Below are 12702 nucleotides of genomic sequence, written 5' to 3'. Positions count from 1 at the left end.
TGAAAGCCGGCGCCCGGACTCCAGCGCCCGACAAAGAAGATACCGGAGTCAGGGGGAATATGCCCCCTACGCAAATGGCCCAACGCGGGCCGAAACAGGAAACGTAGATGTTTAATGTAACGACAAAATCCATGCAGTGGGGCGAAGAAACGCTGACACTGGAAACAGGCAAAGTGGCACGTCAGGCAGACGGCTCGGTTATCGCGACACTTGGCGAAACCAGCGTTATGGCCAACGTCACTTTTGCACGTCAGCAAAAGCCCGGTCAGGACTTTTTCCCGCTGACCGTCCACTACCAAGAGAAATACTATGCCGCCGGTAAAGTACCGGGTGGCTTTTTCAAGCGTGAGGCCCGCCCCACCGAGAAAGAAACACTGACAGCCCGTTTGATCGACCGTCCGATCCGTCCGCTGTTCGTTCCCGGCTTCAAAAACGAAGTTCTGGTGATGTGTACCGTTCTGTCGCACGATCTGGTGAACGACCCCGATATGGTTGCGATGATCGCGGCTTCCGCTGCGCTGACCATTTCCGGCGCGCCGTTCCGTGGCCCGATTGCCGCGTGCCGCGTAGGTTATGAAGATGGCGATTACATCCTGAACCCAACCGTTGACGACATGCAGGACCTGCGCCTGAAGCCGGAACAACGTCTTGATCTGGTTGTTGCCGGCACCAAAGAAGCCGTGATGATGGTTGAATCCGAAGCCTACGAGCTGTCGGAAGAAGAAATGCTCGGCGCGGTTAAATTCGCCCACGAGCAGATCCAGCCTGTTATCGACCTAATCATTGATCTGGCCGAAGACACCGCGAAAGAGCCGTTTGATTTCCAGCCTGTTGACTATTCGGACCTGTCCGCTGCCGTCAAAGCCGCTGGTGAAAAAGAAATGCGCGCTGCCTTCGCAATTGCTGACAAGCAAGAGCGCACAACTGCAGTTGCCGCGGCCCGTGAAACGATCAAAGCAGCCCTGACAGACGAGCAAAAAGAAGATGCGAATCTGGGTTCTGCGATGAAGGGCCTCGAAGCGTCGATCCTGCGTGGTGACGTTGTTAAGACAGGCACACGTATCGATGGTCGTAAGACTGACGAAATTCGTGACATCGTGTCCGAGACAGGTATCCTGTCGCGGACCCATGGTTCGGCCCTGTTCACACGTGGCGAAACCCAAGGTCTGGTTGTGACCACATTGGGCACCGGCGACGACGAACAGTTCATCGATGCGCTGCACGGGAACTTCAAATCCAACTTCCTGCTGCACTATAACTTCCCCCCCTACTCGGTTGGTGAAGTTGGTCGCGTGTCTGGCCCAGGCCGTCGCGAAATCGGTCACGGCAAGCTGGCTTGGCGTGCGTTGCAGGCGGTTCTGCCAGCCTCCACCGACTTCCCTTACACCATCCGCGTTGTGTCCGAGATCACTGAATCGAACGGCTCGTCCTCGATGGCGTCGGTTTGTGGTGGCTCCTTGTCCATGATGGACGCAGGCGTGCCTTTGAAAGCACCAGTCGCTGGTGTGGCCATGGGTCTGATCCTCGAAGAAGACGGCTCCTATGCGATCCTGTCCGACATCTTGGGTGACGAAGACCACCTTGGCGACATGGACTTTAAAGTGGCCGGTACCGAAGCAGGTATCACGTCGTTGCAAATGGACATCAAGATCGCAGGCATCACGCCAGAGATCATGGAAAAAGCCTTGGCCCAAGCCAAAGCTGGCCGCGTTCACATCCTTGGTGAGATGAACAAAGCACTGTCCGGCGCGGGTGAATTCTCGGTCCACGCACCACGCATTGAAACGATGCAGGTCCCAACCGACAAGATCCGTGAAGTTATCGGTTCCGGTGGTAAAGTGATCCGCGAAATCGTTGAAGTGTCCGGTGCCAAGGTCGACATCAACGACGAAGGCATCATCAAAATCGCATCGCCGAACGGTGACTCGATCAAGAAAGCCTACGACATGATCTGGTCCATCGTGGCCGAGCCTGAAGAAGGTGCAGTTTACACCGGTACTGTCGTCAAGATCGTCGATTTCGGTGCATTCGTGAACTTCTTTGGCAAGCGCGACGGTCTGGTCCACGTATCCCAGATCGAAAACCGTCGCCTGAACCACCCTTCGGATGTTCTGAAGGAAGGTCAGGAAGTCAAAGTCAAACTCTTGGGCTTTGACGACCGCGGCAAAGTTCGTTTGTCGATGAAAGTCGTCGATCAGGAAACTGGCGAAGAAATCAAAAAAGAAGAAGCTGAAGGCTAATCCGCTTTCTCGCTTTCTTCAGGACAGGCCCCGACAGCAATTGTCGGGGCCTTCTTGTTCCCAACCACTGCTTGTGGTTTTATATTTTCATTCTGAATGACAAGGCTTTTAATGCCCACGCTTGCCGATATTCAAATTGTCACGGTTGCCTATAATAGTACGCAAGTGATCGGCGATATGCTCGCTTCTGTTCCGTCGGGTGTACGGGTTGTAATCGTCGACAATGCCAGTACGGATGCGCAGGCGCTTCATACCCTCGCCCAAACACATGGTGCGACCGTCATCACCAACACTGTCAATCGCGGCTTCGGCGCGGCGTGTAACATTGGCGCGCTTGAGGGCGAGAGCGAGCTGCTGTTATTCTTAAATCCCGACGCCACGTTGCAACAAGGTTGCCTAGAGGCGCTTTTGGCCGCCTATACCGCGCATCCTGATGCCTGTGCGTTCTCGCCACGGGTGCTGGACGGACGCGGCAGACCTGCCTTTCGCCGCAGGTCCCGCCTGTTGCCGAAATCCGCGCATTGGTCTGGCCCGTCCCCACAAAGTGATGCCGAAGTGCCGCTTTTGAACGGCGCGGCCATTTTTGTGTCTCGCAGCAATTTCAACGGCGTGGGCGGCTTCGATGAACAAATTTTTTTGTATCACGAAGACGACGACCTGAGCCTGCGCCTGCATGTGAAATTTGGACCAATCAGGCATGCACATGATGCTATCGTGAACCATGCCGAAGGCCACAGCTCCGCCCGCACACCGGACACGGCGGCCTTCAAAGGACGTCATATGGCGCAATCTGCCGTTTACGCCATGCGCAAACACCACCGCCCTTTCGCACGCACGCGGGTCGTTAGTTGGGCCGCATTGCAAATGCTATCGCCGCTGAATCTGTTTTCTACGCGTATACGGGCCAAAAATTTTGGTTTCCTGACCGGAGCACTGCATGCTATCGGGACGCAGTAAATAAGGGTATGTTATGAAGTTACCGCCATTTTGGAAGGTGAAGCGGGAGATTACTAGACTGATCCGCGACGTGGTGATGTTCCCGCTATTTGTCATCAACTTTTTTCTGTCGACACCCTATTACGATCTATTTCTATCCAGAAAGCGAAACTCATGGGACGGCCAGAAAGCATGGTCAGACCGGATTGCGGTGTTCGTAATTTACCCATCGGGTGGCCTACTTGAGAGCCACTTGGTGACACTACGCCACCTTGTCGAAAACGGCTATTCGACGGTTGTGGTTTCCAACCTGCCATTACCTGATGCTGATCGTGCGCAAGTGTTACGCTTGTGCGCGAATTACATCGAACGTCCGAACTACGGCTATGATTTCGGGGCCTATCGGGACGGCGTTTTGTCGGTTAAGGACCGCCTTTCACAATTACACCGCCTTGTTCTGGTCAACGACTCGGTTTGGTACCCCCTGCCTGGCAAACGCAACTGGCTACGCGAGGCGGAACAGATGGGTTTCGACTTTGTGGGAGCATCGACCCACTTGGGTACAAAGCGTGGGGACCTACGAAATTTCAGGGAATTTGAGTGGCAATACTCTCCGCACCTAAAAGCATTCCACTATACGTCCTTCGCGCTTAGCTTTGGGCAAAATATTCTAAAAAACCCTGCATTCCTGACGTTTTGGAAAAAATTCCGGCTCGCAAACAAGAAAAATCAGGTCGTGCGCAGAGGCGAGATCGGGACCACGAAATGGGTTTTGGCCCAAGGATTTTCACACGGGTGCATGTACAACCCCAACGACCTGCCCAACGACCTTAATGACCTTGACGATGACCGATTGTCTGAACTGGTGGCTAATGTCGTCATTCTGGACAACGTTGAATACCTCGCAGTGAAAAAAGAGGTCGAGAGTATTCCACGCTCGGATCCCGATTGGCGCAGGACAATGCAGAAGTTTGTGTTGTTGGCCACCGCGATCCAGGGGTCCAGCTATGCGGTTGCGGACTTCCTGATCCGAGATCGCGAATATCCATTTATGAAAAAAGCCTCTCTTCGTTACAGCCGCGACGCAGCCGATGCATCCATCCGATTGCTGGACAAGCTGTCGATGCAGGAAATTGACCACGTCAAAAAAGAAGCCCAAAAACTTTACGGATAGACGGACGCATCGCAACTGCTGCCCGGGCAAATATCAACAATGTACAACGTGCATTTGTTTAGCAGCAAAAACCCTCAATGCGCTTGAGAAATTCCGTGCGCGCCAGATCAGGGCCGTTACGCCAGTTGCATATCACGGACTGACGGTGCCTGTCTCCGGCCACATGCAGGGCCAAACTGAATGCCGATTCTCGCATACGACTGTGAGCGTCTCGAACTACTGACCGCAGCACGCATGATCTGGGGCAGCGACCCTTTGGGTTTGCGCACATTGGTTCTCGAATTGCATCCCAATGTCATTTCGCGCGCCGCTATGAAACGCATCTCCGAGGCCTGCGTGACTCCAAATCTATATCCGCGTGTGGAACTATCGACGCGACAGGTCATTGCCTTCAAACGCATCGGTGCCTGAAAACGACACCGATGCGATTTTTGATAGCCCTTAGCTGGGCGCTTTGGTCGTGCGCAGGTAGGGCAGCACGGTTGTGAATTCGCCAAACTTGGTCTTGGCATCCGCGTCAGACACCGATGTTGGAATAATGACGTCATCCCCCACATTCCAGTTGGCAGGCGTCGCGACACCCTTGCCGGTCGACATTTGCAAACCGTCCAAGGCGCGCAGCACTTCGGCAAAGTTGCGGCCCACGGTCATTGGATAGGTCATCGACAGCTTTAGCTGTTTGTCCGGCCCGACGATGAACACCGCGCGTACGGTCGCGCTGTCGTTGGGCGTGCGGCCATCGGGCATATAGGCTTCGGCCGGCAGCATGTCGAACGCCTTGGCCACTTTCAAATCTTCGTCAGCGATGATCGGAAAACCCGCCGTCGCTTTGGCGAAACCTTCAATGTCATTTTTCCATTTCTTGTGCTCTTCGGCACTATCCACGGAAATACCCATCACCTTGGTGTCGCGCTTGGCCCATTCATCCGCCAGTTGCGCCACGGCACCGAATTCGGTCGTGCACACAGGCGTAAAGTCTTTGGGGTGCGAGAAAAGGATCGCCCAACTGTCGCCGACCCATTCATGCAGATTGATCGTTCCCTGATCGGTTTCAACAGTCATATCCGGGATTGTATCATTGATACGCAAAGCCATTTTGAAGTCTCCTGTCGTTGTTAAATTTCATATTCCATATTGTATATATGTCTTTTTCAGACCTGCGAAAGGCCTCACTTGCAGGTGCGACACTGTGGTGACATGGTGTGCGCAAATGGCAAGGGCAACCCCAAGCCTAAAGATCATAAAAGGAGCTCTCGAATGTTAGAGAAACGCGAATTCTACATCAATGGCGAATGGGTTTCCCCAGCAAAGCCAAATGATTACCATGTGATCGACCCCTCTACTGAAGAACCCTGTGCGGTTATTTCCTTGGGTGATCAAACAGACACAGATGCAGCCGTTGCCGCGGCCAAAGACGCCCTGCCCGGCTGGATGGCGACACCCGCCGCAGATCGCATCGCGTTGCTGGAAAAACTGCTAGAGGTATATCAAGCCCGCGCTGAAGAAATGGCAACCGCGATCAGCACCGAAATGGGCGCGCCGATGGAACTGGCCCGCACATCGCAAATCGGTGCTGGCACATGGCACCTCAGCAACTTCATCAAGGCCGCGAAAGAGTTCAAGTTTGAACAGCCCCTTGGAGACCACGCCCCGAACGACCGCATCATCCGCGAAGCGGTTGGCGTTGCCGGTCTGATCACCCCTTGGAACTGGCCAATGAACCAGGTCACTCTCAAGGTCGGTGCCGCCGTCGTTGCGGGCTGCACCATGGTTCTAAAGCCGTCCGAGGAAAGCCCGCTAGACGCGATGATCTTTGCTGAAATGATGGACGAGGCCGGTTTCCCAAAAGGCGTGTTTAACCTTGTGAACGGCGACGGCGTGGGCGTGGGCAGCCAGCTGTCCTGCCACAAAGATGTCGACATGATCAGCTTTACCGGTTCCACCCGCGCGGGCACGCTGATTTCGAAAGCCGCTGCAGATACACTGAAGAAAGTGCACCTAGAGCTGGGCGGCAAAGGCGCGAACCTGATCTTTAACGATGCCGATGATAAAGCCGTCAAACGCGGCGTTCTGCACATGATGAACAACACCGGCCAGTCGTGCAACGCGCCTAGCCGTATGTTGGTGCAGTCCGATGTCTATGACAAAGCCGTTGAAGAAGCGGGCAAAGTGGCCGCACAAGTCACCGTCGGCCCTGCCTCCCAAGAAGGCCGCCACATCGGGCCCGTCGTCAACGAGACTCAATTCAACAAGATTCAGGACCTGATCCAAAAAGGCATCGACGAAGGTGCACGCTTAGTCGCCGGTGGTACCGGTCGCCCTGATGGGCTGAACCGTGGTTTCTTTGTTAAACCCACAGTCTTTGCTGATGTGACCCCCGACATGACCATCGCCCGCGAGGAAATCTTTGGCCCGGTTCTATCGATCATGAAGTTCGACACTGAAGAGCAAGCCGTTCAGATCGCGAATGACACAGTGTATGGCCTGACCAACTATGTCCAAAGCCAGGACGGCGCACGCCGCAACCGTTTGGCCCGCCAGTTGCGGTCCGGCATGGTTGAAATGAACGGCCAAAGCCGCGCTGCTGGGTCGCCATTTGGCGGCATGAAACAGTCCGGCAACGGTCGCGAAGGCGGCATGTACGGGATCGAGGATTTCACCGAAATCAAAGCGGTCTCTGGCTGGGCTGCCGAGTAACACGCGTACCTTTTTAGGGGGCCACCTGTAGCGGGTGGCCCCTTTTCTATTGGCCGTCGTTTGAAAAGTAGGGGTCGGTTTCAACAGCCCCGATGCCGGGTACGAAAACCCGCTACTAGATCAAAATCTGATCACGATATATGGCTAGAACGGTGCCTTTGATCTGATCTTGGTCGAATGGCCGCCTTGCGGATGATTAAACCGCAGCTCTTCCGAATGCAGCATCAAGCGCGGGAAATCCAACGCATCCCCTGTCGCATAGAACGGATCGCCCAGTATCGGGTGCCCCATGCTAAGCATGTGAACACGCAGCTGGTGACTGCGGCCTGTCTTGGGTGACAGGCGAATGCGCGATGTATCACCTTCGTTTTTCAACAGCCGCCAATCGGTTTGCGCGGATTTGCCGGTGTCATGGCACACCATTTGACGGGGACGGTTCGGCCAATCTACGATCAACGGCAGATCAATCGTGCCGGACTTTTCCTCGGGCACGCCCCACACCCGCGCAACATAGGTTTTTCGCGTCATACGTTTTTCAAACTGCAACCCCAGATGCCGCTGCGCATAGGGAGTTAGCGCAAAGATCATCACACCAGACGTGTCACGATCAAGCCGGTGCACCAGCAGAGCATCAGGAAACACCGCCTGCACCCGTGTGATCAGACAATCCGCCAGATGCGGCCCTTTGCCGGGGACCGACAACAGCCCTGCGGGTTTGTCGACCAACAACACTTCGGCGTCTTCGTGCAAAATGACCAAGGGATCTTGCGGCGGGTTATATTCTGTTTCCATACCTGTCCGTCTCAGATGTAGGGTGGGTTTTCAACCCACCTGTCACAAAGGACCCGCAATGCACCCTACAATTACCAACATGATCGACGTGGTCGCCAAGGGAGAGGCCGATAAAATCGCCCCCTTGCTGGCCGAGGATGTCACATTCATGCCGCCCACCTATTATAAAACATGGACAGGCCGCGCGCCTGTGGCCGCCGTTCTTGGGCATGTGGGGCAAGTGTTCAGCGATTTCAAATACCGCCGCATCATGGGCGAAGGCAACGATTGGGCACTGGAGTTTCAATGCAAGATTGGCGATTTGGATGCCGTGGGTGTCGATCTGATCACGCTGGGCGACGATGGTCTGATCGCGAAGTTCGAGGTCGCCATGCGCCCGCATAAATCCATCGGCGCGCTGCGCGATGCGATGAATGCACGGGTGATGAAAGACCCCAGTTTCCTCGTCTTCAAAGACGCGTTGTCATAACCGCGTGGGGGGCAGTGATCTGCCCCCTTAGGCCCGCCGCATCTGGCGAAACAACGAGATCGAATAGATCACCAGCGCCGCCCAGATCATTGGAAAGGCAATCATCCGCGCGCGGCCAAAGGGTTCATCGAACACCAGCACGGCGCAAAGGAAAATCATCGTCGGCGCGATGTATTGCAAGATGCCGATTGTGGACAGGCGCAAGCGCTTGGCCCCGTTGGCATATAGGATCAACGGCACCGCCGTGACCAGACCGCAGCCAAACAACATCCATGTGTCATATGGCGTCCCTTGAAAGAAATGCGTTTGCCCCGTGGCGCTGAGATAGCCCATATAGATCAATGCAGGGATCAACAGGATCAACACCTCAAGCAGGAACCCTTGGTTCGGGCCGATTGGCAGCCGTTTCTTTGCCAAAGCATATAGCCCGAAAGTCAGGGTCAGACTAAGCGCAACCCAAGGGAATTTACCTGACTCGATTGTCAAAATCGCGACCGCAACGGTGGCTAATGCAATAGCGGCCATTTGCAATTTGGAAAGGCGTTCGCCCAGCAATACCGCCGCCAACAAGATACTGAACAATGGGTTGATGTAATAGCCCAACGACGCATCCAGCGCGTGCCCCGAATTGACCGCCCAGATGTAGATGCCCCAGTTCAGAGAAATCAAACCCGCCGTGACGCATGCCATTAACAAAGTGCGCGGCGACCGGAACGCCTCGCGCAGTGTTTGCGTGCGGCCCAGTAGAATCAACACCAAGGCCCCTACAGGAACAGACCAGATGATCCTGTGCACCACGATTTCAGCCGCAGGAATATGCGCAATCGCCTTCATATACAGCGGCAAAAACCCCCACAACACATAGGCCCCCATGGCAAAGCCAAGCCCTTGGGGTGTGTCTTCTGACATCGGTTTGTGATCGGCGGAAAGCGTATCTGGATTGCGCATTTTGGTCTCCTACGGGCCTTGCTTACGCGCCAAGGCCCCAGACCGCCACCCTCAAACTTTGACGCGCTCCGACGATGGATCATACATCGGTTTTAGCGACACCTCGGCCTTGACCCGTGTTCCTGCAATGTCGATCTCATAGCTTGATGCCAACACCTGCGCCGGTGTCTCAGCCGGACAAGGCACATAGCCCAGACCGACGGCAGCACCCAGATGGTGACCATAGGCACCCGACGATAGATATCCGACAATCTGGCCATCCCGCAAAACCGGCTCGTTATGATACAGCAGCGGTTCGGGGTCGGTCAGTTTGAACTGCAGCAATCGCTGTTCCAGCCCGCTTTCCTTTTTGCGCAAGACCGCATCGCGCCCGATGAACGCAGGCTTGTCGGTTTTCACCGCAAAGCCAAGTCCGGCCTCCAGCACGTGATCCTCGCTGGTGATGTCATGGCCGAAATGGCGAAACCCTTTTTCGATCCGCGCGCTGTCCATCATATGCATCCCGCACAGCTTTGCCCCGATATCCTGCCCCGCAGCCATCACTGTCTCGAACGCATGGGCGGCCATGTCGGCACTGACGTAAACCTCCCAGCCCAGTTCCCCCACATAGGTCACGCGGTGGACGCGCGCAGTGCCCATCCCCAGCTCGATCTCTTGAGCAGTACCGAAAGGATTCACCGCATTGGTAAAATCATTCGGACTGACCGCCTGCATCAGCTTGCGCGCGTTTGGGCCCATCACGGCCAGCACGGCCTCGCCCGCCGTCACATCCGTGATCACCACATTAAAGTCACCCTGATGGCGACGCATCCACGTCTCGTCAGCCAGCCGCGTCGCCGCTGGGGTCACCACCAGATAGGCCGTTGCCGACAGACGCGTGATTGTAACATCCGCCTCGATCCCGGCGCGGTCATTCAGGAATTGCGTATAAACGATCTTGCCCACCGGCACGTCATATTGACCGCCGCCGATATGGTTCAGGAACGCCGTCGCATCGCGCCCTTCGACACGGATTTTGCCAAAGGACGACATGTCGTAGAGACCGACATTACTGCGCACGGCAGCCACTTCATCTGCGACGTTGCCAAAGAAGTTTTGGCGTTTCCAGCTGTATTCATAGGCGGGCGTCTGTCCGGGGTTTGCAAACCAATTGGCACGTTCCCACCCCGCGAGTTCACCCATGACGGCACCGTGCTCCAACAGTTGCGCATGAAACGGCGTGCGCCTGATCCCCCGCGCCGTCACCTTTTGCCGGTAGGGGTAGTGGTCGGCATATAGCAGGCCCAGCGTTTCCTTTGCACGTTCCACCAGATAGGTTTTGTTGCCCTGAAACGGTTGCATCCGCGCGATATCGACATCACCCAAATCAAAGGGTTTTGCGCCCTCGTCCATCCATTGCGCCAGCGCCATGCCCGCGCCACCTGCGGATTGAATACCGATTGAATTGAACCCTGCGGCGACCCAGACATTGTCCATCTCGGGAGCCAGCCCCAGATGATATGCATCGTCGGGGGTAAAACTTTCCGGCCCATTAAAGAACGTATGGATCCCCGCTTCTGCCAGCATCGGCATACGGTCTACCGCAGCCTCTAGGATCGGTTCAAAGTGATCAAAATCCTCAGGCAGTTGGTCGAATTCGAAACTGTCGGGAATGCCCTGCATCCCCCATGGTTTCGACACAGGCTCAAACGCGCCCAGCATAATCTTGCCCGCGTCATATTTGTAATACGCGCATTCATCCGGCACCCGCAGCACCGGTAGTTGCTCTAGCCCTTTGATCGGCTCGGACACGATATAAAAGTGTTCGCAGGCTTGCAGCGGAATACTGGTGCCCAACATGCGGCCAACCTCGTGGCCCCACATGCCCGCGCAATTGACTACATGATCGCAGGTGATCTGACCCTGGGTGCCGTCATCGGTTATGTATTCCACGCCCGTCACACGCCGCCCGTCGCGCAGCGCCTTGGTCGCTTTGACCCGCTCAAATATCTGGGCACCGCGTTGCCGTGCGCCTTTGGCCAGCGCCAGCGCGATGTTGCCCGGATCGCCCTGCCCGTCCTTATCCAGATACACACCGCCCGTCACGCCATCCGTGTTCAGATGCGGATAGCGGGCTTTGACATCGTCAGGTCCGATTTCTTCGACATCCACACCGAAAGCGCGCGCCATGGCGGCAGAGCGATAGATTTCCTCGCGCCGTTCATCCGTCAGCGCCACGGTAATCGAACCGCAACGCTTGAACCCCGTCGCGACGCCGGTCTCCGCTTCCAAACCGCCGTACAGCTCTTGGCTGTGATTGGCCAAGCGCGTCATATTCGCGCTGGCCCTAAGCTGCGCAATCAGCCCCGCAGCATGCCACGTCGTGCCCGAGGTAAGCTGCTTACGTTCCAGCAGCACCACATCTTTCCACCCAAGCTTGGTCAGGTGATAGGCGACAGAGCATCCAATGACTCCCCCCCCGATGATAACAACGCGCGCATGTGAGGGAGGTGCCATAAGATTATCTCCTTAGACGATTGTATGACCCGCCGCGCGCAGCCGCTCGGCGATTTCTTTGATGTGGGCAGGGCCGACTTCGCAGCAGCCCCCAACGATCGCAGCCCCTTGATCGACCCAGCCCATGACATGATCCGCATAAACTTCCGGCATCAGATCGCGCCGGGCACTCAGGGCATCTACGGTGGGTTTGTCACCCAGGAATTCTAGGGTGATCTTCTCGAACCCGTTGGCGTAGGCACCGAATGGCAGACCGGAAGTTTTCAGGATATCCAAAGCAGGCTTGATCGCTTCGGGCGCGGAACAGTTGATCAGCAGTGCGGCGGCCTTGCCCACATGCGGCAGCACATCGGCCAAATGTTCGCCCGAACGCAGCCGCGTGCCGTCTTGATCATCGACCGACAGGGCCACCCAAACTGGCAGACCTGTTTCCAGCGACGCATCCAGAATGCTGCGTGCATGCGACACCGACACAACCGTTTCGCACAAGATCAGGTCCGACATCGGTGCCATCATCAGCGCTTTCTCACGGTAAATTTTGACCGCCTCGTCATAGTCCGGGTGCAGGTCTGGGCGATAGCTGGCCTTGATCGGGCCAATCGCACCAGCAACGCGCGCACCTTTGAAATCTGCGGCAGCGGCCTTTGCTTCGGCCATGGCTGCGTCGTTTAATTCGGCAAAGCGGCTCTCGTACGGGGTGCCCTCCAGCCGATCACGATAAATCGCGTAGGTGTTGGTGGTCGCAACGGTTGCGCCCGCTGCGAAATAGTCGCGGTGCACGGCCTCGACCATACCGGGGTGGTCGATCATGACCTGCGTGCCCCACAGCGGCGTTGCCTTGCCAGCAGCGCGGTGCACCAATTCCTGCCCCATGCCACCATCAAGAAGGGTGATTTCTGTCATATCGTCTCCTCACGGCGCGGAATATTTCAAAAATTCCAGCCCGTTTT

11 protein-coding genes are annotated in these 12702 nt (G+C 56.0%); 6 read left to right on the top strand and 5 right to left on the bottom strand.

Annotation, left to right across the window (positions count from 1 at the left end; all coding sequences use genetic code 11):
* Positions 1-107: 107 nt before the first annotated feature.
* From pnp to BM347_RS11120, 4 genes are all read left to right on the top strand, one after another.
* Positions 108-2240 carry a polyribonucleotide nucleotidyltransferase gene (pnp, locus tag BM347_RS11135; protein WP_093916534.1) on the top strand — a complete coding sequence of 711 codons (2133 nt, stop codon included), beginning with the start codon at positions 108-110 and terminating at the stop codon, positions 2238-2240.
* A gap of 111 nt (positions 2241-2351) precedes the next feature.
* Complete coding sequence (locus BM347_RS11130; protein WP_093916533.1) at positions 2352-3197, top strand: glycosyltransferase family 2 protein; 846 nt, start codon at positions 2352-2354, stop codon at positions 3195-3197.
* 13 nt (positions 3198-3210) lie between these two features.
* On the top strand, positions 3211-4350 hold the full coding sequence (locus tag BM347_RS11125; RefSeq protein ID WP_093916532.1) for a rhamnan synthesis F family protein: 1140 nt from the start codon (positions 3211-3213) through the stop codon (positions 4348-4350).
* Between the two features lie 180 nt (positions 4351-4530).
* Positions 4531-4761: a hypothetical protein gene (locus BM347_RS11120; RefSeq protein ID WP_093916531.1), complete on the top strand. Its 231-nt coding sequence runs from the start codon at positions 4531-4533 to the stop codon at positions 4759-4761.
* Positions 4762-4791: 30 nt separating this feature from the next.
* On the opposite strand, the gene BM347_RS11115 is transcribed toward BM347_RS11120, so the two are convergent.
* Complete coding sequence (locus BM347_RS11115; protein WP_093916530.1) at positions 4792-5445, bottom strand: peroxiredoxin; 654 nt, start codon at positions 5443-5445, stop codon at positions 4792-4794.
* 162 nt (positions 5446-5607) lie between these two features.
* On the opposite strand from BM347_RS11115, the gene BM347_RS11110 reads away from it, so the two are divergent.
* A complete protein-coding gene (locus BM347_RS11110) occupies positions 5608-7047 on the top strand; it encodes an aldehyde dehydrogenase family protein (RefSeq protein ID WP_093916529.1) in 1440 nt (479 codons plus the stop codon).
* Positions 7048-7191: 144 nt separating this feature from the next.
* Here the strand turns inward: BM347_RS11110 and BM347_RS11105 are convergent, their stop codons facing one another.
* On the bottom strand, positions 7192-7839 hold the full coding sequence (locus BM347_RS11105; RefSeq protein ID WP_093916528.1) for a pseudouridine synthase: 648 nt from the start codon (positions 7837-7839) through the stop codon (positions 7192-7194).
* Between the two features lie 58 nt (positions 7840-7897).
* On the opposite strand from BM347_RS11105, the gene BM347_RS11100 reads away from it, so the two are divergent.
* Positions 7898-8308, top strand: coding sequence for a nuclear transport factor 2 family protein (locus tag BM347_RS11100; protein ID WP_093916527.1), 411 nt, complete (start codon positions 7898-7900; stop codon positions 8306-8308).
* 27 nt (positions 8309-8335) lie between these two features.
* Here BM347_RS11100 and rarD read toward each other — a convergent pair whose 3' ends face one another.
* From rarD to BM347_RS11085, 3 genes are read right to left on the bottom strand one after another with little or no spacing between them, the layout of a single operon-like run.
* The gene (gene rarD, locus BM347_RS11095) at positions 8336-9256 is read right to left on the bottom strand and encodes an EamA family transporter RarD (RefSeq protein WP_093916526.1); all 921 of its coding nucleotides are present in this window, start codon (positions 9254-9256) and stop codon (positions 8336-8338) included.
* 51 nt (positions 9257-9307) lie between these two features.
* The gene (locus tag BM347_RS11090) at positions 9308-11752 is read right to left on the bottom strand and encodes a GcvT family protein (RefSeq protein WP_093916525.1); all 2445 of its coding nucleotides are present in this window, start codon (positions 11750-11752) and stop codon (positions 9308-9310) included.
* Positions 11753-11764: 12 nt separating this feature from the next.
* Positions 11765-12655 carry a homocysteine S-methyltransferase family protein gene (locus BM347_RS11085; protein ID WP_093916524.1) on the bottom strand — a complete coding sequence of 297 codons (891 nt, stop codon included), beginning with the start codon at positions 12653-12655 and terminating at the stop codon, positions 11765-11767.
* Positions 12656-12702 lie beyond the last annotated feature (47 nt).

Source organism: Sulfitobacter marinus (assembly GCF_900116285.1).
In the GTDB taxonomy this organism is placed as follows: Bacteria; Pseudomonadota; Alphaproteobacteria; order Rhodobacterales; family Rhodobacteraceae; genus Sulfitobacter; species Sulfitobacter marinus.
Note: the sequence above shows the minus strand (reverse complement) of the source record. Positions and strands in the feature narration are given on the sequence as shown.

Bases quoted from the DNA above. Each gene is read 5' to 3' on its own strand.
- pnp (WP_093916534.1), top strand. From the start codon at position 108: ATGTTTAATGTAACGACAAAATCCATGCAGTGGGGCGAAGAAACGCTG.
- BM347_RS11130 (WP_093916533.1), top strand. From the start codon at position 2,352: ATGCCCACGCTTGCCGATATTCAAATTGTCACGGTTGCCTATAATAGT.
- BM347_RS11125 (WP_093916532.1), top strand. From the start codon at position 3,211: ATGAAGTTACCGCCATTTTGGAAGGTGAAGCGGGAGATTACTAGACTG.
- BM347_RS11120 (WP_093916531.1), top strand. From the start codon at position 4,531: ATGCCGATTCTCGCATACGACTGTGAGCGTCTCGAACTACTGACCGCA.
- BM347_RS11115 (WP_093916530.1), bottom strand. From the start codon at position 5,445: ATGGCTTTGCGTATCAATGATACAATCCCGGATATGACTGTTGAAACC.
- BM347_RS11110 (WP_093916529.1), top strand. From the start codon at position 5,608: ATGTTAGAGAAACGCGAATTCTACATCAATGGCGAATGGGTTTCCCCA.
- BM347_RS11105 (WP_093916528.1), bottom strand. From the start codon at position 7,839: ATGGAAACAGAATATAACCCGCCGCAAGATCCCTTGGTCATTTTGCAC.
- BM347_RS11100 (WP_093916527.1), top strand. From the start codon at position 7,898: ATGCACCCTACAATTACCAACATGATCGACGTGGTCGCCAAGGGAGAG.
- rarD (WP_093916526.1), bottom strand. From the start codon at position 9,256: ATGCGCAATCCAGATACGCTTTCCGCCGATCACAAACCGATGTCAGAA.
- BM347_RS11090 (WP_093916525.1), bottom strand. From the start codon at position 11,752: ATGGCACCTCCCTCACATGCGCGCGTTGTTATCATCGGGGGGGGAGTC.
- BM347_RS11085 (WP_093916524.1), bottom strand. From the start codon at position 12,655: ATGACAGAAATCACCCTTCTTGATGGTGGCATGGGGCAGGAATTGGTG.